This is a genomic window from Microcoleus sp. PH2017_08_TRC_O_A (genome assembly GCF_020738665.1).
Classification (GTDB): Bacteria; Cyanobacteriota; Cyanobacteriia; order Cyanobacteriales; family Microcoleaceae; genus Microcoleus.
Window position 1 is genome coordinate 49422 of sequence record NZ_JAEQCE010000033.1, and the last position, 21469, is coordinate 70890.

Genomic DNA, 21469 nt, shown 5'->3' on the forward strand with positions numbered 1-21469 from the left:
CAACTGGTAAAAGTGCTATGACACAAAATCCTAATGAAGCTAGAGAATACGATGCTGTCCTTGGCAGTGAGGCTCCAATGCCAACTAACGCCGCTGTTTTGGGAGGCATCGAAGGTGTAAAGATGCGCTTGGCGAGTGCAGTTGTCGAGCAACGAATTGCTGCCGTTTTAGATGCGCCCAAGTATGGAGAAGCTGGTTTAGATTTGGTGATTCGGGTTTTGCAGGATGAATCAGACCAGGTACAAAGAGCTGCATATCGGCTATTGCGGGAAAGGACAGAGCCGAGAGTTAAACAGATTTTACAAGAGTACAATCCCTGGCGACTTTTTGAGCGCTTGTATAAAAGTAATTTTGATTGGCATTCAAGTTCGGTTAATTCCGTCGCTATCAGCCCTGATGGACGAACGATTGTTAGTGCAAGTGACGACACAACAATTAAAGTCTGGAATCTGGACACAGGGGAATCGATCAGAACTCTTGAAGGACATTCACACGCGGTTTATTCCGTTGCCATCAGCTCGGATGGGCAAACTCTTGTAAGTGGGGGTTGGGACAATATTAAAGTCTGGAACCTGGACACTGGGGAATTAATCAGAACTTTTGCAGGAGATTTAAATTATTCCGTAGCCATCAGCACAGATGGGCAAACTCTTGTGAGTGGGAGTGGGGACAATATTACAGTCTGGAATCTGCACACAGGGGAATCGATCAGAACTCTCGAAGGACATTCAGACGAGGTTACATCCGTCGCCATCAGCCCGAATGGACAAACTTTGGTGAGTGCGAGTAGGGACAAAACAATCAAAGTCTGGAATCTGCACACCGGGAAATTAATCAGAACGTTTGCAGAACCTTCAAACTCAGTTTATTCCGTTGCCATCAGCCCGGATGGGCAAACTCTTGTGAGTGGGAGTGGAGACCGTACTATCAAAGTCTGGAATCTGCATAGGGGAGAATTAACCAGAACCCTTTCAGGACATTCAATGAGCGTTAATTGCGCCGTCATCAGCCCGGACGGGCAAACTCTTGTGAGTGCGAGTTGGGACAAAACTATCAAAATCTGGAAGCTGCACACCGGGGAATTGATCGGAACTCTCGAAGGACATTCAAGCTCAATTTATTCCGTAACGATCGGCACAGATGGGCAAACTCTTGTGAGTGGGGGTTACGACCAAACCATCAAAGTATGGAATCTGCAAGCCAGGGAATTGATCAGAACCTTTGGAGAACATTCAGACGTAGTTAATTCTGTTGCCATCAGCCCAGATGGGGGAACTCTTGTGAGTGCGAGTAGGGACAAAACAATCAAAGTCTGGAATCTGGACACAGGGGAATCGATCAGAACTCTTGAAGGACATTCAGATGCAGTTAATTCCGCAGCCATCAGCCCGGATGGGCTAACTATTGCGAGTGGGAGTTACAAAACCATCAAAATCTGGAATCTGGATACTGGGGAATTGATCAGAACTCTTGAAGGACATTCACACCAGGTTAATTCTATTGCCATCACTCCGAATGGGCTAACTCTGGTGAGTGGCGGTTGGGACACCATCAAAGTATGGAATCTACACACAGGGGAATTGAGCAAAACCCTTGTAGGAAATTCACACGGGGTTAATTGCGTTGCCATCAGCCCGGACGGGCAAACTTTCGTTAGTGGAGATTGCCAGAACACCCTCGAAGTTTGGAATATGGAAACCGGGGAATCGATCGGAACTTTTGCAGGACATTCAGATTTAATTAGTTCCATAGCCATTAGCCCGGATGGGCAAACCCTTGTCAGCGGGGGTGGGGGTTACGACAAAACAATTAAAGTCTGGAATCTGCACACCGGGGTATTGAACAGAACTTTTGCAGGACATTCACGATCAGTTAATTCCGTCGCCATCAGCCCTGATGGGCAAACTATTGTGAGTGGAAGTGATGACAACACTATTAAAGTTTGGAGCCTGCACACCGGGGAATTGATTAGAACTCTCGAAGGACATTCACACGAGGTTAAATCCGTTGCCATCAGCTCGGATGGGCAAACTCTTGTGAGCAGCGCTCGGGAAATTGTAGTGTGGGGTGTGCGGTAAAGTTTTTGTTGGGTAGAGTTTCGATTCGCAATGTACTCGACAAAACTGGACAACCAGACCAATAATCCGTCACTCAACTCGATGACTTATTTCCCTTGCAACACCGTGCCGTTCGAGGAGAATTGTAACCCCCATTAATATCATTTACAGTAATTAATAGCGAAACAAAACCTATAATGGTGAAGTAGAAAAAATCATGCCATACAGTCAATTTACTACGATCGCCAAAGCGAAACAAGCTTTCGGTCTGACAGTCCAAGAAGGAACTCGCTTTATACCTCCGCTAAGCCCGATCGCACCCTCAGACATCCTCAGCGGCACCCTCCAAGATAGCCTCCCCATCGTCGCTACATCGGGAAGTGAAAAAGCGCGATCGGAAGGGATTATCTATCCGGTGCTGCTGGAAGTGAGGCGGATTCTCGATCGCCAAATTAGCCTTTTCTCCGGCGAAGATTTCACGATCGACGAAGCTGTCGGACTGAATGGAGTGTTTGATTTTCTGCTGGCGCGATCGTCCGAAGTGCTAGAAATTGAAGCCCCCGCCGTTGTAATTGTCGAAGCTAAAAAGACCGACCTCAAAAGCGGATTGGGTCAATGTATTGCCGAAATGGTTGCCGCTCAACGCTTTAATCAAGCCAAAGAAAAAAACATCCCCATCATCTATGGGAGCGTGAGTAATGGCATTCAATGGCAATTTATCAAACTCGAAAACCAAATTGTGACGATCGACTTATCCGTCTATCCTCTGCCCCCAGTCGAGCAAATCCTCAGCTTTTTCGTTTGGATGATCCAGAATGGTGCTGTTAACTCAGAAACAATTTAACCTTGCAATGCCGCCAACAGACATAACAACAAAGCCTCAGTCCACTCAACAACAGCACCGTAAGTATCGCCCGTGTGGCCGCCCAAACGGTGGTTAAACCAGGCTCCGGCAAAAATTCCGATCGCACTTCCCCCCAAAGCCATCCCCACCGCCAACAGCCAGCGATCGCCCTCCAAGACAACTTGCAGCACGCTCAAACTCAGCAGCAACAGCACTCCTGGGATAAAATCAAAAGGTGAATAAATCGATTCTTTATGAAAAGCTCCCTTCCCCTCCGGGCGGAGATACGGATAGCGGGCGATCGCCACCAGTTGGGCCCACCTCCCCCAACCCGCCACACCCATCAAAGCCAACCACCGATAGTTACTCAAGTCCGAGAGCGCGGCAGTTTTGAGCAGGACGATCGCGATCGCAGCCATCGCTCCAAAAGCCCCTGTAACGCTGTCCCGCATCACTTCCAGCCTGCGAACCGGGTCGGGGACTGCCAGCCCGTCCGCCGCGTCCATCGCCCCGTCTAGGTGCAGCCCGCCAGTCACCGCGATGCCTAAAACTACCACCAAGGCCGATCGAGTCAGAGCAGGCATACCCAACAACTGCAACCCAAAATCCGCGAGTCCCAGCATCCCACCAATCAAAAGCCCGATCGCCGGTGCCAAGCGAGCAATGCCCCGAAACTCCAAAGTCCAAGACATCGGTACCGGCAAGCAAGTATAAAAAGCGACGGCCGCTGCGATGGCGGCACCTTGATTCCGGAAAAAGTCGATCGTAGAGCGAACCAATTTATCATCCATCTTGACACTCCCCGACTATCAAGGTACGGGGATTCTTAAGACATTTCTGTCAAAATATCCCTATTGCTAGGGTTCCCAGGCTGACTACGTTTGCACGCTTAAGTGCGTAATCATATGTCCTCAAAAATGTTTTAGGCGTAGACTTTCCCACCGGGAGGGGGTAGGTTTTTAAATCTTGTCTGATCTGTTTATTCTACCATCTTCATTTGTGAAGATGGATTTGTTATTTTACTTAACAATGGCAAAAAGCCGTCCTATAAGGACGGGGTTTTTAACCCAATTTTTTGATAAGGTAGAAAATTTTTCATGTTGTATGCGGTTGCTAATCCATTAGCCTGTGCCAGAATTGGAATTGTAACAGCCTAGTCCTTTGGATCGGGCATTCCTCCTGCCCGAGCTCTTTTCCCCGGAAAACCTCTGCCGGCAGCGATCCCGAAGATCCCAATCTAAAATGGCTAAACTTAAGATCCGCGTTTCCCGTATCCAGAATTCTAGCTAACTCCCTGATTTCCAAGTCGGGAACATATTACAACAGAGGCTTTTGCTCCATGAGTGACCAATTAAATAACAGGGTAGTTGCTCCTTGCATCATCGATACAGGCATTGTCGTCAACAAGCGCGATATCAAAAGATTGCTGTTTGATTTAGGACGTGTCCGCTACCTTCACATCCAAGATGGCAAGATTTACAGCGAAGGGGAAGGTTATGTGCTCGAAGTCTTCGCCAACCCCGATCGTTCTACCCTGATTGCCAACCACGCGCTTTATTTGAACGTATATAGTTTTGATTACCTGGAACTGAAACACTCCCCAGAAGAAGGTTCTTATTTTGACCTGATGCAAGATGGACGGCAGTTGCGGTTAATTCCTCTCTCCAATCCCTTGCAAGAACAAGTCGCCCGCAATTTAAATGCTGCGGCGTTGGATGCGGTGGTCGATCAGGTACTCTCAGGAAATTGGGATCTGCAATTGGATGAGGATGATTCTCCGTTTTAATCGTCAGTCAGTCGATTTTAGATTTTAGATTTTAGATTTTAGATTTTAGATTTCCTCGCAGCTTTGAATCTGGGAGGTAGAGTTAAGGTCTAAAATTTTTTGCTCTCCACGACGATTGTCGGAAACTTGTCTCTGTTTTTGGGCGGGGTCATGGTTTTTTTTGTCGCGATGTCAACAACAATAGATTACATAACACGGACTGCCCAGTAGCGGTTAACGATCGACGGTGACTAATGACTGAAGACAAGGCAAAATTTTCTTTTAAATGTCAGGCTAATTGCAGCCATACCCAAGCACGTGCAGGGGTTTTTGCGACTCCCCACGGTATTGTGGAAACGCCTAAATTTATGCCGGTGGGGACGCTGGCTAATGTCAAAACCTTGACACCGGCACATCTTGAGGACGCAGGTTCTCAAATGGTTTTGGCAAATACTTATCATTTGCACTTGCAGCCCGGGGAAGCGATTGTCGCCGGCGCGGGCGGATTGCACAAATTCATGGCTTGGCCTGGCCCGATTCTGACGGATTCGGGTGGCTTTCAGGTGTTTAGCTTGAGCCAAATGCGGACTATTTCTGAGAATGGGGTGACTTTTCGAGCTCCCCGCGACGGCCGCATCATTAATTTAACGCCGGAAAAGTCGATCGAGATTCAGAACGAGTTGGGCGCTGACGTGATTATGGCCTTCGATGAGTGTCCGCCTTACCCCGCTACACGGGACGAGGTGGAGGCGGCCACAGATCGCACTTACCGCTGGCTGCAACGCTGTATGCAAGCTCACTCACGCCCGGAGCAAGCTTTGTTCGGTATCGTCCAGGGGGGCGTTTTCCCAGATTTGCGATCGCGCGCAGCGAACCAGTTGGTAGACTTGGATTTGCCCGGTTATGCGATCGGCGGAGTTAGCGTCGGCGAATCGGGGGATTTGATCGCAGATATTGTGAGAGTTACTGCGCCCCTGTTACCGGCAAATAAACCCCGTTATTTGATGGGGATTGGCACCTATCGCGAAATGGCCTTGGCTGTGGCGAGTGGCGTAGATATGTTTGACTGCGTGATTCCGACTCGGCTGGGCCGTCACGGCACGGCTTTTGTGCGTGGGGAACGCTGGAATTTGAAAAATGCTCGGTTTCGGGAGGATTTTGCTCCGCTGGATGAGTCTTGTCCTTGCTATACCTGCCAAAAATTCAGTCGCGCTTATTTGGCACATTTGGCGCGGGCTAAGGAAGCACTCAGCTATACTTTGCTGGCGCTGCACAACGTGACAGAGTTGATTCGCTTTACTGGGAGGATGCGGGAGGCGATTTTGGCCGATCGATTTACTGAAGAGTTTGCCCACTGGCTGGCACCAACTGTCGATCGATCTTGATTGGCTTTGGTGAAGATATGCGACAATTATTAAAATTGTGTTGGATAGGTAGGTTGATTCATGGAAGCTGCATTACTGTTGGCTAAACTCCCCGAAGCTTATGCGATCTTTGATCCTTTGATTAATGTTTTGCCAGTGATTCCCGTGTTTTTCTTGCTGCTGGCTTTTGTCTGGCAAGCGGCTGTCGGGTTCAGATAAGTTTCATTTCATTAAAAAGCAGGGGCAATTTACCAATTGCCCCTGCTTTTAGCTGTTGAGTTTTTGAGCCGATCTCGTTTACGGTTATTTTGGAATTATTTAACCGCAGAGAACGCAGAGAAAGAGCCCAGAGATCTGAATAATTTTGATATGCTATGTTTAGCCCTGGCCCATCGCAATTTTAAATGCCGGTCTTTCTGAGATGCGCTTCATGTAATCTAAAACAGCCGGGTAAGGACTGAGATCGACTTGTAGCATCATCGGAATGTAAATCAACATCGATCCGACTGCTGCGTCAGCGACACCGAATTCATCGCCCATTAAAAACTGCTGTTTCTCGAAAATGCTATTTAATGGTTGTAACAATTTCGGGGTTTCGCGATCGCGGCTGGCTTCGACAAATATTCCCGGGCCGAGAGTGGCGTTAGCAAAGATGACCCACTGCACGATTTCGGCTTGTTTTTCCACAGTGTCCGGCATCTTACCATATTTTTGAGCTAAATACAGCAAAATTGCCCCGGACTCCCAAAGTTTAAAATCTCCGTCCACAATAGCTGGTACTTTGCCGATCGGGTTAATTTCCAGAAACTCAGGCTGCAAGTGTTCCGCTGCTTGCATATCCAGCAAGACGAATTCGTAAGGAACCGCTATTTCTTCGAGATACCACTTGACAATTGAGGCCCTACTGCGACCTTGGCCGTAAAGTTTTAGCACGGAATTTTTATCCTTGTAATGCAATATTGTTGTTATAGCATTTTTGGTCAGTTGACAGTTGATAGTTGATAGTTGATAGTTGTCAGTTGATAGTTGTTGATTGGGAATTAGCCATTTGAAATTAGAACCTTCTGAGAATGCTGATGTTACGGGATCATCTCAGTTTTGCATTTACAGTGCGAGCTCTTAAGCTCGCACTACCTACCATAAAAAATGCTTCTTGCAAAACTGAGATGCTCCCGATGTTACGGTGGGGAAAACGACTAATGACTAATAACGTTCACTTTTCGGGGACAGCGCTACCGATTACTGACTAATGACTAATAACGTTCGCGAGCCGGGGACAGCGCTACCGATTACTGACTAATGACTAATAACGTTCGCGAGCCGGGGACAGCGCTACCGATTACTGACCCATAACTAATGGCACTTCTGTTAAGTGTAAAAACAAGATTCTGCCATCCATTTTTGTTAACTATGAGATGTTATAATTACAATATTCTAATCGACTGTTTTAGTTTACACTAAACTTTAGTAAAATAGCAATATTTCATAATTCATTCATTTTTACGTCACATTTGTTTCACAATTGACTGTTGAAAAATGCCGGGATTAGCTGTATTATATGGCAGACTATTTATCAAGTCACAAAATTCAGAATGCCACAATCTCGACCTTACCAACCATTGCTGCTGAGATTACTGCACGGGGCTAACGCTGCGATCGCCCTTTTATCAATTTTGAGCGCATTTATAGTGTACAACACCTATGACGGGCGCTTCGGGAAAGTCCCCGTGCCTCGGATTGCAGACATTATCGGGATTCACGGCACTTTTGGCAAGCTGTTAATTTTAGGAGTGATGCCAGCTTTTGCATTGTATAGTTTCCATGCAGGTCAAAGACGGTTGGTGCAGCAAGATTCTTTTGCCAAACTGGCGCAGTTGGGAACACCGATTTGGTGGTACAGTTTGCACCGGATTGTGAATACTTTGATGTTGTTAGCGCTCACTTTTGCGATCGCATCTGGCAGTATGGTTAAGGAAGAATGGCTGCCGGCTGGGGATTTGACACAGGTTTGGTATTATTTGCACCTCTCTGGTTGGGTGGTATTGGTGTTTTGTCTGCTAATACACTTGTTGATGAGTGCGAAGGTGGGAGGTTGGCCCCTAATTTTGTCGATGTTCGATCGCAAATACCGCCCGGAGGATTCACCGGCTGTTTGGTGGCGGAAAATTCGCTCTTTTGTCGATCGCTCTTAATCGAGAACCCATTGATTGTGCATTATTTCTGGTAAAATCACCACAGACCAAACTATTTAACAAGTGATCGTAAAGGTAATGAGGTATGTTGTTGGGCTTAAGCCCTCTTATATTTATTATCTAGTAAGCAATGCCGAATCAAAAACTCCATTTATAGTCAGCTATACTTTATATTTCTGAGAAAGGCTATAGCCTTTCTCAAAAAAATGAGGTATGACTGACAGCTTATAAAACCACTAAACTAAGAAGGGCTGAAGCCCAACAACGTACCTCATCTTTCTGACAAAGGCTATAATAACTCCCAACAACCTCAAAAATCAATTAATTTATGCAAGTTTGTCTCGTTACAGGTGGTAATTCCGGTGTGGGTTTAATGACATCTTTAGGTTTAGCTAAATTAGGACATCATGTCTTTATTGCTTGTCGTTCCCAAGAAAAAGCTAAAAGCGCGATCGCCTACATCCGTGAAACCACTGGAAATCCCAATATAGAATATTTACCCTTAAATCTCGCCTCCTTAGAGTCAGTGCGTCACTGTGTCAAGCTATTTCAAGACCGAAATTTGCCCTTACATATCCTCGTCAATAATGCCGGAATATTCGATGCCAGAGGCATGACTCAAGAAGGATTTGAGTTGATTTGGGGAACAAATTATTTAGGTCATTTTCTTCTGACTTATTTATTATTATCTAAAATACCAGATTTTCCCTCAAGTCGCGTGATTTTCGTCTCCTCAGATTTAGCATTAAAACCAACTCAAATTAACTGGGATTTATTTGTCAAAAAAACACCCTTAAATTTTATCGAATCATATAACCAGTCAAAACTTTGCCTGTTGCTCTTAACCAGACAACTTGCCCAAAAATTAACGAATGTCACAGTTAACGCAGTTCATCCAGGTTTTGTCCAATCTAATATTACCATCGGTCATCGTTTGAGCAAATATCTCGGTTTAGGAATTAGTCCCGAACAGGGAGCTTATAGCAGTCTCTTATGTGCAAATTCTCCAGAATTTGAGTTGATCGCAGGTAAATTTTTAGGTCGAACAGGACAAGAAATAACATTACCTGTATTAGCACAAAATAATGATTTATGCCAACAGTTATGGGAAAAAAGTTTATTATGGACTGGCTGCACTCAATCCGTCCAGAAAGAAAGAAATAATTATGATGCTACTGATGGGATATGGGGGCCTTACGATCTCAAGTTAAATCAGGATGAACTCGCGACTATTTGCGATCGTATCTTTAAGGAAGTTTTACCAAAACCGCCCGTTAAAGTTTTATTGACTCAGGCATTAAAAGCCCTTTTGAGGTGCCAATTTGGTTCAATTATGTTACTGCTGGTTCAATGTTACAAAGGCCAATTCTATATGGAAAGACATTTAGATTCGGCTGCGGTGTTGCACCTGTGTCAAGATGATAATTTATTGAAAATACTGACAGCTTATTTAGGAGACAATTTACAATTATGGCGGTCAGAATTATGGGTCAATTATCCCTCGCGTCAATTAATTCCTTTTTGGCATCGAGATATTTATCCTAATTTACTGACTGGGGAGGGAAAAACAATTAATATTTATATTGGTTTAACAGAAGTAACGGAGACAAACGGGTTTGAATATATCTCGAAAAGTGACCTCAAAAAATGTCAAGTCAAAATTACCGATTTCTTTAGTGGGAATCATTTTTTTCGAGTTCCCAATGAAGTTGAAGAGAAGGCGATTCCGGTAGTTTTAAAACCCGGTGAGTTTATTTTATTTACCGATCAACTTGTACATCGTTCGATTTATAATAGAAGTGGCAAAGTTCGTCTTTCTTTAACATTGCGGGTCGCCCAACCGAGTATAAAAGTTTTACCAGGTTACACTTCTAATTATCAGGAACCTGTCACTCTGAATTCTAGGTAAGTTGGGGATTGGGGATTAAAATTTTATTTATTTCTTATTTCTTTCTTCTTTGTGGTGAAAGTGAAGAATGTCAGCCAATTAGTGCAGAAGCTGAAGCAGAAGTTGCTCTGACTAGAAATGTGAAGAAGACTTTTTTCAATAACCAATCCGTAAAAAATGGTAACAAGAATAATAGTCCGATCGCTCTTAATGAAAAAATGAACAGAAATATCGTATTAATGGTTGTAGAAGTTTTGGTGATGGGAGGTTGGTTGTTTGCTGTGGCTGCTCCTTTATTATTCCCCTAATCCTATCATATCAAGTTTGGTGAAGAATTTAGAATTAGGTTTGTAGTGAGGACTTCAGTCCTTCATGAATGCGGACTAAAGTCCTCACTACTAACCGATATGAAGCTTTTTGTGGTGAGCGACAAGATTTGTGGCGGGTTTCCTAGGCTGCGGAATACCCGCTCAAAATATCGGCAATTCTATTATAAACTCAGCACCGCCTTCAGTTGGAGATTGAATTTGAGATTGAACTGGAGATTGAACTGTCATGCGCCCGCCATGCAACTCTACAATAATTTTATAGCAAACCGACAGCCCCAATCCTGTAAAATTTTTTAATGATTTAGTATGGTAAAATGGGTCAAATACTCTCTGTTGAATTTCCGGGGGAATTCGAGAACCGTTGTGGGCGATCGATACTGCAATAAATCTGCCTGTTGAATGCTCGACAATATCTGTTTTAATTGTAATAGTTTGATCGAATTTGTCAATCCTGTTAACAGCATCAATCGCCTTGCTGAGGATATTAGCGAATACTTGGCTCAGTTGACCGGGATAACACAAAATTGGTGGCAGGTTGCTGTACTCCTTGATTACTAATATTTTTTTCTCCAGTCGGTGAGCGAGCAACAGTAGAATATTGTCGATGCTTTCGTGAAGGTTGGCGCGTTCTTTGTTGGGTTCATCTGGAAGTGAAATGTTCCGCAAAGCCAGGACGCTCTGGCGTATGCGATCGGTTCCTATTTTCAGAGAGTTGAGAATTTGTGGCAAGTCTTCGCTGATAAAATCTAGGTCGAAGCTCTCTATTTCTTGGGCAATTCGCGGCACAGGTGTGGGATATTGTTCGCGGTAGAGGCGAAGTATCTTCAGCAAATTATTGAGATAATCGTTGACGTGAATCAGACGGCCGTAAATAAAGTTAATTGGGTTGTTAATTTCCTGGGCAATTCCGGTGGCGAGTTGACCGACAATTGTCATTTTTTCACTTTGTACTAAATGCTCTTCGGTTCTTCTGAGTTGGGCTAATACTTCTTCTAAAAGTTTGAGTTCTTCTTGAATTTGCCCGTGGAGTTGGGATTGAGAAATTGCGATCGCCAGCGAGTCTGCAATTGCCTCCAAAACTTCCACTTCGTCGGGAGTCGCAAACCGCCGATTCGCACAAGCGAACAGATATCCCAGCCGATTAGTCTGAGTCAGTACGGGTACTGCTGCGTAGTGGCTGTCTGTGAGTTCGAGATGCACTGCTTCCTGAGAGTCTGTGGCATCAGGGGCGGAGGTTTTCTTGAGAAGTATCGTTTCGCACCGATGCAGCCGTGCAGCTAAATCTCCAGAGGGCCCTGTTTGGGCGCCGAAGATTCCCAAGCGCCCCGGTAAACCTTCCCGGCAATATTCCCAGCAAAATTCTACAGTATCTTGTCGCGGGTCGTACCAGCCGAAAATTGCCCGATCGAGCTTTAGCAAGGTACCGAGTTCGTCTACTGTAGTTTGCAGGATGCGATCGAGCTCCAAGGAAGCGCGAATGCGGCCGGTCAATCGGTGGAGAAGGGCTTCTGCGCGAGTGCGGATGCACTTTTGGGAAAACAGTTTCAGTGCCACAATTACCGCGAAAATAGCTGCGGCGAACAGTCCGGTGGCTGCTGCTGCTAATCTATTTAAGGCGAACAGTTCTTTTTCGAGATTGTCGCTGGGAATTACTAGGGCGATCGACCATTCAGCTTGTTCTAAAGGAAGATAGGCAACATAAACTCTGGCGTCGTTGATTTGAGTCAGTACAATGCCCGTTTTTTGATAAACCATCTCCCGGACTACATTCGCCAAATTAGGATCTGCGGACTCTAAAAGACTGGGAGCAGCTTTGTCAATATTTCCCATTAACCGAGTGTCGGGATGGACAATCGGCACTCCTTGAGAATTGAGTACAAAAGCGTAACTTCCTGCCTCATATTCCAGCTTTCCCGCTACTTCGGCAATTCTGTCGATGCTGATGACACCGTTCATTACTCCGATCGCCTTTTTTGGTTGATTCTCCTGAGAATTTGACCACACCGGAGCCGAAATGGGAACAATACTTTGTTTTTTGACCGTGCGAGAAATGGTAGGATCTGAAACATATACTTGCCCAGCCATTGCCTTTTTGAAGTGTTGGCGATCGCTAACGTTAATCAAAGCTCTACCGACTTTTGTGGTATAATAAGAACCATCGGGTTCAATTAATGCGAAATGCTTGAAGTCTTGGAGTCGATTTACTTCGGATTTTAAATAAGGCCCTGCCATAGACCAATTCATCGATCGCACCGGAGGAGTGTTAGCAAGGGTTTCGAGCTCAGTCTTTCTCGTGCCGATCCAGCGATCGATCTTATTACCGCGCTCCTTAACTTCTAACAAAACATTTCGCTCTAAATTGTTGACAATCAAGCGGCGAACCCTTTGATAGCTGATACAACCAGCGATGCTAGCTGCCATAATTGTTACGCCCAAAATTAACAACGCGATTTTGTAGCGCAGATCGTATTCGCCCTTAAATCTCGCTGGCAATAGTTGAGTTAATTTCCACCACTTCACTTTCGCAAAGCTTCCCATGGTTTGACCAATTTGTGAGATTGAAATTCTCAGCTCACCAGCGATGAACTTGCCCGCCTGTCAGCAGTCTGAAACTACTAGCAATAATTGCGGGGATTTTTGAATTTTTTCCCGCCGGCCCGCTCACCTTGTCTGACTGGAATCAGATTCTACCATATTTTTGAGAAACTACAATATTTATTCAACAATTTAATTATTCAAATTTTTCATAGTTTTGTTAACTGCTATTAATAATTTATGTCAATTGGGCAAGATAGCCCACAAGCACCCGATGTTGAAAAAAAGAGTAAATCTGGGACAGTTGACAGTTTTCATCAGTCAGAAGGAAGAAGAGAGAGGCAAGAAGGCAGATGCCATTCGGATTCGCGAGCGTCAAAAAAAGGAAGAGGGAACAAGAAGGAAGAAGAGAGAGGGAATACACAGCCAGCTTTGTTAGCCACTCATATTTTATGTTTAATTAGGTGGATTGACTGGTTTGGTAATGTTGAAATATATTGCTTTTGTGCAATTAGGTAAGGTGCAGACTGCACCCTACATTGATATGTATGGCGTTGCCGCAATCATAAAATATTAAAAGTTTTGAGTTATTGTTGAACGAAAAATTTGTTGTTAAATCTTTAATTCAAATCTCAAAACTTTTTGCGGTGCTAAATAGCTGCTGTTTGGCGATTTATTTATAGAACCTTGTGAGTGTGTTCGTGCTGTTTCACATTGTCTTCAGTGCGAATGACGCGCTCGGTGTTCAGCACTCTTTTGCGTTCTAAGGAATAGGTAAAGTCGTTGCGAACTGTTCCTAAGGGAATGTGAACTTGAGCCTCGGGGCGGATTTTGTAAGTGCGGGCTGCGGCGATCGCCCGAAAGCCAAATTCTTCGCTAAACTGAGCTTCGGCGGGGAATTCCGGCAGCCTTTTGGGTGATTCGCCGTCGAGTATCGAGCCTAAAGTCGTCCCCCAAGCCATTTCATAAGATGTGGGAATTCCCTTGACAATTGCTTGCAAAGCTGCTGAGGGGATAGGTTCGATTACTTTTACTTGATGAACTTCGCCTTCTTCTTTGATGAAGCAGGTGGCTAAACCCACTACTATGTAGTCGTCGGTGCCGAGTTCGGGTGCGCTGGGATAAACTGTTGCAGTCGTCATAAGAAAAGGTTGGTAGTGGAGAAACCGGGAGGGAGAAATTAAGCGATTTGAGATTTTTGCCGCAGATTTTTTCGGGGGATTTTACCTAAAAAATCTCAAACTGGCGGTTGTAGTCTGTAAAATTTTTGTGTAAAGCTGCTATACAAATACTAGACAAGTCTAGACATTTGCTTCTTACTTCATCGGGAGCATGGGAGCGGTTATCCCTCGGTAAGCTTTCACGTTTTAGCCAAGCGCGATAAATTAATTTCCGCAATTGTAAGTTCTTTCTTTTAGCGGCATATCTTGAATATGTCCGCAACTTGAACAAGTCTTACTCGAAGGAAACCAACGGTCAGCAATGATTATTTCACAGCCAAACTTTTGAGCTTTGTATTCTAGCTGACGCTTGAATTCGTAAAATCCACAATCAGCGATAACTTGAGCTAGTTTATGATTGGCTAGCATCCCCGAAACATTTAAATTTTCTACTACTATCGTTGCGTGGTTTTTGCCTAAGTAAGTAGTGATTTGATGGAGAGTGTTTTTCCTGAGATTCGCTACCCTAGCGTGATGTTTTGCCAGCCTTTGTTTCGCCTTAAATCTATTTCTAGAGCCTTTCGTTTTCCTAGACAACTCCTTTGACAACCTACGCAACTTGCTGAGATGCGTTTTGTAGTGTTTCGGATTGGGAAACACTACGCCAGTCGAAAGTGTTGCCAACTCTTTAACTCCTAGGTCAACACCCACAACATCGTGTTGCTTTACAGTTGGTTCATGTTCCTGTTCGTAGGCAAAAGCAATAAACCAACTGTCAGCAGTACGCGATATTGTGATTGACTTGCAAGTAGTGTGAGGTAATCCTTCATGGGTTTTCACCCAACCGATTGTTGGCAACTTTATGGACGTACCACCTACCGGAATTGGTTTTCCACCTGCGTCTATCGTGAATGAATCATGATGCCCCTTCTTCTTGAATTTGGGATATCCAGCTTTTTTTGAGAAAAACAAGGAGAAGGAGTCTCCAAGATTGTCAAAAGCGTATTGAGTTATCTTCTGGCAAATTCCCGCCTCTTTAATCCACGTAAACTCAGGTTTTACGTGATTGTTAAAGAATTTCTTGAGCAGGTATTTATTGGGCTTCAATCCATCTTTGTAAAGATTACTCCAAGTAGCCAATCCCCAGTTATAAGCAAACCTCGCTATTCCAGCGTGCTTGCTCATGACTGTTGTCTGACTCTTGTTTAGCTTTAACTTTGTTTTGATGGATAAAAGCATTGTTCGACCTCAACACTGTATTTTTTTGTTCAATTTAGCGAGGCGATCGCATGGTACACCAGTATTTTGTCTATAAGTGTACCACTTTGTCTATTTAATCGCTAGCTAAGGACTAGCTCCAAAAAGCCGATCGCGCCAGTTAGTCGATCCTACCACATCAAGGCAACTGCCGGATGATTCGGCAAGGATTTCCCGCCGCCACGACGTTGGCGGGAATATCTTTGACAACAACACTGCCTGCGCCGATCGTGCTATTGTCGCCAATAGTGACTCCCGGGCAAATAATACTTCCGCCGCCAATCCAAACATTATTACCAATATTAATTTCAGAGGCGAGATCTCGGCCAGAAAGTCGGATTTCCGGATCGGTGGGATGAAAAGCAGTGTAAATTTGCACGTTGGGGCCGCACAGCAAATTTTCGCCGATGTTAACTCGATTGCAGTCGAGAATCACGCAGCCAAAATTCATGTACAATCCGTTTCCCGCATAAATATTGCTGCCGAAGTCGCAGTAAAAAGGCGGCTCGATTTCAATTTTGGGGCCGATTGCACCGAACAATTCGCCAAGGATTTCTAACCGTTTCTCAGGTTCGTCTTCGCGGGTAGAATTGTAGATTCTGGCGAGGCGGCGGGCTCGCTGGCGATCGGCAATTAATTGTTCATCCGCAGCTAGATACAATTCGCCGGCGAGCATTTTTTGTTTTTCGGTTTTTTCCATAAGAATCGGCGGTAATAATCGGCCCTAATAATCGGCGGTAATAATCGGCGGAATAACATAAAACGGCGGTTGAAACCGCGTCTACAGAAACAATGTCCACCTCCGTGGACTGAAGAAAATAAGGTAATTTCAACCCAATACGCGATTGATAAGACGGCGGTTGAAACCGCCGTCTCCTTCAACCCGCGGAGGCGGGTTTTGCTTGTATAGACGCGGTTTCAACCGCCCGGTGTTCTTGATTCTGCAAACAAACTGTTAAATCCAGATTAGTTAATTGCTCAAAAGCTCGATCGATCGATCCTTTTCCCCGCAAAAAACCAGTATTCGCAGCGGGGCAGATATATTGAAGAGTCGAAGGCGAAAATCGATCGATAATTGACTGCACGCTGTTAATTTGCCTCGGCCAGTGAAAAGTTTTTGGCGTTCTCTGCGGTACCGGAGCGCCTTCTCGATTGGGGAGCAAGTGTCTGCCGGTAAACAACACTCCACCGCTGCCAGTATCATAAAGGCAAGATGAACCAGGAGAGTGGCCGGGAGTCCACAATGCTTTTATGCGATCGCTCACAGCAAATTCTCGCTCAAAAACCGTCAGTTGCAATCCTGGGAGCAAATAAGCTTCCTGCTCTTGAATCAGGATATCGCAGCCCGTGGCTTCCTGAATCTCCCGCGCCTTGGCGATCGCGCCGCGGTGGGTGAGAAACAGCAGCCGCACGCCGCCGTTTTCCCGCAAAAAGGCTAGGTTAATCTCATCCCAAGCGGGACAATCTACCAGGATGTTCGATTCGTTTTCTACAATGAAATAAGCTGTCGCACCCAGCGTATCCCGGTTAGGTGGGAAAGCAAAAATATTTTCCAGCACGAGCCTGGGCTGTTTGGAGACTGAAGTCTGTTGTTTCAAGGATATATTCAGAGGCATGGAATAAATATTATGTTTTTTTTACTATGGTTGCTTGTATTGGGGTTGATCTCTTACTACTTGTTGCAGAGCAGCACCAGCCGCATCACGCGAACTCCGGTATGGCTGCTGTGGCTGGTAATGATGGCGCCGGCGCTGATTTGGAGCGGTTGGCTTTTAGTTAACGGCGCGAGCAAAAAAGTACCGCCCGAGTTGGTAATTATACCTTTTCTGGTTTGCCCTTTTTTGTACTGGTTTTTGGTACAGTTGGGGCGCAAGCAAATTACCGCCTCCACGGCTGAGCAGATAGCAGGCTCTGGAAGTGAACCGACAGAGCCCAAACCGCCCCTGCGCCCGATCGATTCCGAGGAAGAAGCGAGCTTGCGCGATTGTTTTCCTTGGTCAATTTACTTTTTGCAAGATTTAGAATTTCGCGCGCAGGCTGTCATTTGTCGGGGACAGTTGCGTACGAACCCGGAGGCGGCTTATCAGGCGATTCGGGAGAATGTCCAGAAGCATTTTGGCGATCGCTTTTTAGTCATCTTTCAAAATAGCTTGAGTGGTCAACCTTTTTTTGCGATAGTTCCCAATCCCAGCCACCAATCCGGGGAAACTTCGGTCAAAACTGAATCTGTAACCAGGCCATTTTTTGCATTAGCTTTGGTGCTGATTACGGTGTTTACGACTACAATTGTCGGCTCGCAAATTGCCGGAGTCACTGAAAAAATTTTGCAGTCCAACCCGTATGTGTTGCTTCAGGGTTTGCCTTATTCCTTGGCTCTCATTACAATTTTGGGAATTCACGAATCCGGTCACTATTTAGCTGCCAGATTCTACAAAATTCGCACGACTTTGCCTTATTTTATTCCGGTTCCTTTTTTCTTGGGAACTTTTGGTGCATTCATTCAAATGCGGAGTCCAATTCCCAACCGCCGAGCTTTATTTGATGTCAGTATTGCCGGCCCGCTGGCGGGTTTAGTCGCGACAGTGCCGTTGTTGATTTGGGGTTTGGAGCATTCGACAATTGTACCGCTGTCTGACAAGTCGGGAATGTTAAATTTTGACTCTTTTAGTCCGAAATTTTCGCTGCTGATGACTTTGTTGAGCAAGTTAACCTTGGGCGGCGCTTTCAATGCGGAAACTGCGATTAATTTGCATCCGGTAGCGGTGGCGGGCTATTTGGGTTTGATCGTGACTGCATTTAATTTGATGCCTGTGGGACAACTCGACGGCGGGCATATTGTACACGCGATGTTTGGCCAGCGGGCTAGTATGGCGATCGGGCAATTTGCCAGAATTTGTATGCTGCTGCTTTCTTTTTTGGAACAGGGTTTGCTGTTGTGGGCAATTATTTTGTTTTTGACGCCTCTCAACGACGAACCTGCGTTGAATGATGTCAGCGAATTGGACGATAGGCGAGATTTTTTGGGGTTGCTGGCGATCGGGCTTTTGTTAATTATTTTGTTGCCAGCGCCCAAGATACTCCTTCAGTGGTTAAATGTTTAGAAGGAAGAGAGAAGAGGGAGCATCTCTTTTTTGTCATTAATCATTGGGCATTGGGCGAAGCGAAGCGGAGGGATTGGGCGAAGCGAAGCGGAGGGATTGGGCATTAGGGCATTAGTCATTAGGCATTCAGTCGGTCAACTGTCAACTGTCAACTGTCAATGACTTGCGAGCTGAGAAAAGCACTACAAATGCTTTGCGCGCTCGATACTTCCTGGAAAGATGCCAGAGAGAAGAAGGCTCGCTTCGGCTACGCTGGCTGACAAGTCGCTCAGGATAAAAAGAAGGAAGAAAAAATCAGGATTTACTTATCGTCGCGAGATAGAAAAAAGAGAGACGTTCACAAATTCCTTAAGGATTGCTATTGAGAGCCTCTCAGTTTTGTCTTTATAGTGCTGTCCCCGATCGCCCGGGCTTTGTCTAACCCGTGCGATGGGGGACATCACTCACATAAAAAAATGCTCTTTATAAAAATGAGATGCTCCCTTACTATTTAAGCTAGTTTATCATTTTTCAACTCGATTTCTATCTCAAAGTGATGTTTATTTTCACCATAAAGAATTGGTTGAAAACCTCTCCCTTTGAGAGAGAAATTAAAATCATAATATTCATTACTCCAATCCTCTTCCTTCTAGTTAGAGGTCGCTCTCAAACTGTCAACTGTCAACTGTCAACTGTTGAACGAGTTATCTGATAAATATGTCCTACAGAACCTTCACTTTCCAACAATTAAAAGAGCGGTTTGGATTGGAGATGTCACTCAGTCCAATTTTGAGTGCCAAAATTATTCCTTTAGAACCATCCCAATGGCTTTGGAGAGCTCTCGAAATTAGTTCTAACACTGCTGTAACAACAGCAAAAGAACGTTCGGAACGGATTATTTCTCCTATTTTGTTAGAATTTAGAGAAAAAAATCACAGACAATTTTCTGTTTTTTCCGGTTGGGCATTTGATGTAGATGTTTCTCAGGGATTGCATGGAGAATGCGACTTTCTACTTTCTGGGACACCGTTGAATTTTGAAATTAAAGTTCCATTTTTTGCACTTAGAGAAACAAAAGGCGGAGAAATAGAATCTTGTCTGCCGCAGTGTGCTGCACAAATGGTGGCGGCTCAGCTATTTAACGAACGCCAAAAAAACTCAATCCCTGCCGTATTTGGCTGTGTAACTTCGGGGGTTGTCTGGCGGTTTCTTAAATTAAAAGGAAATAATTTAATTATTGATGATGATGTTTATTATCTCGATAATCTTCCTCTGATTTTAGGGGTTTTGCAAAAAATTGTTAATTTATACAAATAATCTATAGCCTTTCTCACTAACATGAGGTACGCATAGGGCATGGGGCATGGGGCATAGGGCATAGGGCATAGGGCATAGGGCATAGGGCATAGGCATCGCAGGCATACCTCACTTTTTTGAGAACCGCTATAATTACTATCCTAAAATAGGTTTGTAGTGAGGACTTCAGTCCTTCTCTATTTTTGAGGAATCAAGTCCTAACGATCGCACTAAATTAATTATTCAATCGAAAATAAAACAAGATGAAAGTACCAACGATCGCACTAACTCCCGAACAAACAGCGCTAACTCCCATTTATCGCGAAAAGTGGCGGCAAATTGGACTGTCGATCGCACCACTCGATCGCCCGATCGCGACAGCCGCCATCAACACCGCCTACAACATCATCGGCTTGGGCGAACCGGAAATTATTTTCTGTGACAGCCCTTACATAGCTTTGGAAGCTCTTGAACGGCTAAGGATACGCGATTCGGGTCTGGAAACTGGTAGCGAAATTCGAGACAAAATTCATAATGAATTGTACGATACATTAAGAAGTCAACTCGACCGGAAACTGGAAAATCAGATTTACAGCCAACTCTATAACCCGCTATATGCTCAACTGATAAGTCAATTCCAAATTCACGTTAAAGACGAAGTTTATGCCAAATTAGCAAAGAAGTTGGGCAGCAGATTTCACCAATTTTTTGTCAATATAACCTATAATAATAACTGGATCTTATCCGAACTTTCGGCCTGTCACGGAAGTTGGGTAGATTTTTGTATTGAGGTCTTAGAATTGGAGTGCGATCGCTCTTTGTACTCAGCCTTTAAAGCCTTAGTCGAAAACTGCGGCTGGATTTACCCGTTTGAGAAAAAGTGCTTTGTGTGCGATCGCCCGCGAAGAATTAATTTTGACAGCGAATATTTGCTCCACGCTTTATGTCAGCCCGCCATCGAATTTGCTGACAACTTCAGAGTATACTCTTATCGTGGCGTGCTGTTACCCGAAAGCATCGGTCAAGTTGCGCCGGAGTCTTGGGAGGCTTCATGGCTGCTAAGAGAAAAGAATGCGGAAGTGCGGCGAGTGTTGATTGGGGCGATCGGCTATCCGAAAATTTGTCAAGAATTGCAAGCAATAGAATTGGATACTTGGCAAGAATATACTTTGTTGAAAATTGAGAATGATGTTGACATAGAGCCAATATTTTTGTTGAAGATGACTTGTCCGAGTACGGGACACATTCACGCTTTGCGAGTGCCGCCAAAAGTGCTAACGGCTAAAGAAGCAATTAGCTGGGTAAATTGGGGAATAGCACCCGAAGAATTTCAAGTGCAAACTTGATATCGTGTCCCATCGATTAACCAGCCGTTCGTAGTGCGGACTGAAGTCCGCGGGATTTTGCGGACTGAAGTCCGCACTACGAACCTTACTACAAACCTTTTTTTATGATGGTAATCGATCGCACGCGATCGGACAAAAAAGTTGAGTGTTTGGAGTGCGAGTTTGGAGTTTAGGAACGAAAAGTTAATAACTTATACATATTTGTGGGATGGGCGTCCCGCCCGTCTTTTCGGGACGGGCGGGACGCCCATCCCACAATAATAGACCTCTTGCAAAAATAGTTAGGACGGGCTAGAAGCCCATCCCACAAAAATCTTTTTTCTTGTGGGATGGGCTTCTAGCCCGTCCCAAAATTT

The 21469-nt window shown here is 44.9% G+C and carries 19 protein-coding genes; 12 read left to right on the forward strand and 7 right to left on the reverse strand.

Features of this window, described 5'->3' with window-relative positions; translation table 11 throughout:
* Positions 1-17: 17 nt before the first annotated feature.
* Both JGK22_RS13830 and JGK22_RS13835 read left to right on the forward strand, forming a co-directional pair.
* Positions 18-2078 carry a hypothetical protein gene (locus JGK22_RS13830; RefSeq protein ID WP_293226486.1) on the forward strand — a complete coding sequence of 687 codons (2061 nt, stop codon included), beginning with the start codon at positions 18-20 and terminating at the stop codon, positions 2076-2078.
* Positions 2079-2274: 196 nt separating this feature from the next.
* The gene (locus JGK22_RS13835; protein WP_293178440.1) at positions 2275-2901 is read left to right on the forward strand and encodes a hypothetical protein; all 627 of its coding nucleotides are present in this window, start codon (positions 2275-2277) and stop codon (positions 2899-2901) included.
* On the opposite strand, the gene cobS is transcribed toward JGK22_RS13835, so the two are convergent.
* Positions 2898-3692 (reverse strand): adenosylcobinamide-GDP ribazoletransferase, encoded by a 795-nt coding sequence (gene cobS / locus JGK22_RS13840; protein WP_293178443.1) that lies wholly within the window; start codon positions 3690-3692, stop codon positions 2898-2900. The genes JGK22_RS13835 and cobS overlap by 4 nt on opposite strands.
* Before the next feature lie 548 nt (positions 3693-4240).
* Here cobS and JGK22_RS13845 point away from each other — a divergent pair.
* From JGK22_RS13845 to JGK22_RS13855, 3 genes are all read left to right on the forward strand, one after another.
* Positions 4241-4687, forward strand: coding sequence for a hypothetical protein (locus tag JGK22_RS13845; RefSeq protein ID WP_293178446.1), 447 nt, complete (start codon positions 4241-4243; stop codon positions 4685-4687).
* Positions 4688-4920: 233 nt separating this feature from the next.
* The gene (tgt, locus tag JGK22_RS13850) at positions 4921-6051 is read left to right on the forward strand and encodes a tRNA guanosine(34) transglycosylase Tgt (protein ID WP_293178449.1); all 1131 of its coding nucleotides are present in this window, start codon (positions 4921-4923) and stop codon (positions 6049-6051) included.
* A gap of 60 nt (positions 6052-6111) precedes the next feature.
* Entirely contained in the window at positions 6112-6249 is a 138-nt protein-coding gene (locus JGK22_RS13855) for a photosystem II reaction center protein K (protein ID WP_293149949.1), read from the forward strand.
* Positions 6250-6408: 159 nt separating this feature from the next.
* Here the strand turns inward: JGK22_RS13855 and JGK22_RS13860 are convergent, their stop codons facing one another.
* Positions 6409-6963: a glutathione S-transferase family protein gene (locus JGK22_RS13860; protein WP_293178452.1), complete on the reverse strand. Its 555-nt coding sequence runs from the start codon at positions 6961-6963 to the stop codon at positions 6409-6411.
* A gap of 659 nt (positions 6964-7622) precedes the next feature.
* Between JGK22_RS13860 and JGK22_RS13865 the strand changes: the two genes are divergently transcribed.
* From JGK22_RS13865 to JGK22_RS13875, 3 genes are all read left to right on the forward strand, one after another.
* Positions 7623-8222, forward strand: coding sequence for a cytochrome b/b6 domain-containing protein (locus tag JGK22_RS13865; protein WP_293196486.1), 600 nt, complete (start codon positions 7623-7625; stop codon positions 8220-8222).
* Between the two features lie 328 nt (positions 8223-8550).
* Positions 8551-10131: an SDR family NAD(P)-dependent oxidoreductase gene (locus JGK22_RS13870; protein WP_293242690.1), complete on the forward strand. Its 1581-nt coding sequence runs from the start codon at positions 8551-8553 to the stop codon at positions 10129-10131.
* Positions 10132-10139: 8 nt separating this feature from the next.
* Complete coding sequence (locus JGK22_RS13875) at positions 10140-10418, forward strand: hypothetical protein (protein WP_293313036.1); 279 nt, start codon at positions 10140-10142, stop codon at positions 10416-10418.
* A 162-nt stretch (positions 10419-10580) separates the two neighbouring features.
* Here the strand turns inward: JGK22_RS13875 and JGK22_RS13880 are convergent, their stop codons facing one another.
* Complete coding sequence (locus JGK22_RS13880) at positions 10581-12977, reverse strand: cache domain-containing protein (RefSeq protein WP_293313038.1); 2397 nt, start codon at positions 12975-12977, stop codon at positions 10581-10583.
* A gap of 271 nt (positions 12978-13248) precedes the next feature.
* On the opposite strand from JGK22_RS13880, the gene JGK22_RS13885 reads away from it, so the two are divergent.
* On the forward strand, positions 13249-13413 hold the full coding sequence (locus JGK22_RS13885) for a hypothetical protein (RefSeq protein ID WP_293178467.1): 165 nt from the start codon (positions 13249-13251) through the stop codon (positions 13411-13413).
* Positions 13414-13651: 238 nt separating this feature from the next.
* On the opposite strand, the gene JGK22_RS13890 is transcribed toward JGK22_RS13885, so the two are convergent.
* From JGK22_RS13890 to JGK22_RS13905, 4 genes are all read right to left on the reverse strand, one after another.
* A complete protein-coding gene (locus JGK22_RS13890; protein ID WP_293178469.1) occupies positions 13652-14116 on the reverse strand; it encodes a hypothetical protein in 465 nt (154 codons plus the stop codon).
* Between the two features lie 243 nt (positions 14117-14359).
* Entirely contained in the window at positions 14360-15373 is a 1014-nt protein-coding gene (locus JGK22_RS13895; protein ID WP_293313040.1) for an RNA-guided endonuclease TnpB family protein, read from the reverse strand.
* Between the two features lie 157 nt (positions 15374-15530).
* Positions 15531-16091 (reverse strand): sugar O-acetyltransferase, encoded by a 561-nt coding sequence (locus JGK22_RS13900; protein WP_293178472.1) that lies wholly within the window; start codon positions 16089-16091, stop codon positions 15531-15533.
* 178 nt (positions 16092-16269) lie between these two features.
* Complete coding sequence (locus JGK22_RS13905; protein ID WP_293178475.1) at positions 16270-16989, reverse strand: MBL fold metallo-hydrolase; 720 nt, start codon at positions 16987-16989, stop codon at positions 16270-16272.
* Between the two features lie 30 nt (positions 16990-17019).
* Here JGK22_RS13905 and JGK22_RS13910 point away from each other — a divergent pair, with 30 nt between their 5' ends.
* The 3 genes from JGK22_RS13910 to JGK22_RS13920 all read left to right on the forward strand — a co-directional run bounded on the left by JGK22_RS13910 (position 17020) and on the right by JGK22_RS13920 (position 21113).
* Positions 17020-18492, forward strand: coding sequence for a site-2 protease family protein (locus tag JGK22_RS13910; RefSeq protein WP_293178478.1), 1473 nt, complete (start codon positions 17020-17022; stop codon positions 18490-18492).
* Positions 18493-19242: 750 nt separating this feature from the next.
* On the forward strand, positions 19243-19788 hold the full coding sequence (locus JGK22_RS13915) for a hypothetical protein (RefSeq protein ID WP_293178481.1): 546 nt from the start codon (positions 19243-19245) through the stop codon (positions 19786-19788).
* Between the two features lie 242 nt (positions 19789-20030).
* The gene (locus JGK22_RS13920) at positions 20031-21113 is read left to right on the forward strand and encodes a DUF6745 domain-containing protein (RefSeq protein WP_293219731.1); all 1083 of its coding nucleotides are present in this window, start codon (positions 20031-20033) and stop codon (positions 21111-21113) included.
* The last annotated feature ends 356 nt before the right edge of the window (positions 21114-21469 follow it).

Bases quoted from the DNA above. Each gene is read 5' to 3' on its own strand.
- JGK22_RS13830 (WP_293226486.1), top strand. From the start codon at position 18: ATGACACAAAATCCTAATGAAGCTAGAGAATACGATGCTGTCCTTGGC.
- JGK22_RS13835 (WP_293178440.1), top strand. From the start codon at position 2,275: ATGCCATACAGTCAATTTACTACGATCGCCAAAGCGAAACAAGCTTTC.
- cobS (WP_293178443.1), bottom strand. From the start codon at position 3,692: ATGGATGATAAATTGGTTCGCTCTACGATCGACTTTTTCCGGAATCAA.
- JGK22_RS13845 (WP_293178446.1), top strand. From the start codon at position 4,241: ATGAGTGACCAATTAAATAACAGGGTAGTTGCTCCTTGCATCATCGAT.
- tgt (WP_293178449.1), top strand. From the start codon at position 4,921: ATGACTGAAGACAAGGCAAAATTTTCTTTTAAATGTCAGGCTAATTGC.
- JGK22_RS13855 (WP_293149949.1), top strand. From the start codon at position 6,112: ATGGAAGCTGCATTACTGTTGGCTAAACTCCCCGAAGCTTATGCGATC.
- JGK22_RS13865 (WP_293196486.1), top strand. From the start codon at position 7,623: ATGCCACAATCTCGACCTTACCAACCATTGCTGCTGAGATTACTGCAC.
- JGK22_RS13870 (WP_293242690.1), top strand. From the start codon at position 8,551: ATGCAAGTTTGTCTCGTTACAGGTGGTAATTCCGGTGTGGGTTTAATG.
- JGK22_RS13880 (WP_293313038.1), bottom strand. From the start codon at position 12,977: ATGGGAAGCTTTGCGAAAGTGAAGTGGTGGAAATTAACTCAACTATTG.
- JGK22_RS13885 (WP_293178467.1), top strand. From the start codon at position 13,249: ATGTTGAAAAAAAGAGTAAATCTGGGACAGTTGACAGTTTTCATCAGT.
- JGK22_RS13890 (WP_293178469.1), bottom strand. From the start codon at position 14,116: ATGACGACTGCAACAGTTTATCCCAGCGCACCCGAACTCGGCACCGAC.
- JGK22_RS13895 (WP_293313040.1), bottom strand. From the start codon at position 15,373: ATGCTTTTATCCATCAAAACAAAGTTAAAGCTAAACAAGAGTCAGACA.
- JGK22_RS13900 (WP_293178472.1), bottom strand. From the start codon at position 16,091: ATGGAAAAAACCGAAAAACAAAAAATGCTCGCCGGCGAATTGTATCTA.
- JGK22_RS13910 (WP_293178478.1), top strand. From the start codon at position 17,020: ATGTTTTTTTTACTATGGTTGCTTGTATTGGGGTTGATCTCTTACTAC.
- JGK22_RS13915 (WP_293178481.1), top strand. From the start codon at position 19,243: ATGTCACTCAGTCCAATTTTGAGTGCCAAAATTATTCCTTTAGAACCA.
- JGK22_RS13920 (WP_293219731.1), top strand. From the start codon at position 20,031: ATGAAAGTACCAACGATCGCACTAACTCCCGAACAAACAGCGCTAACT.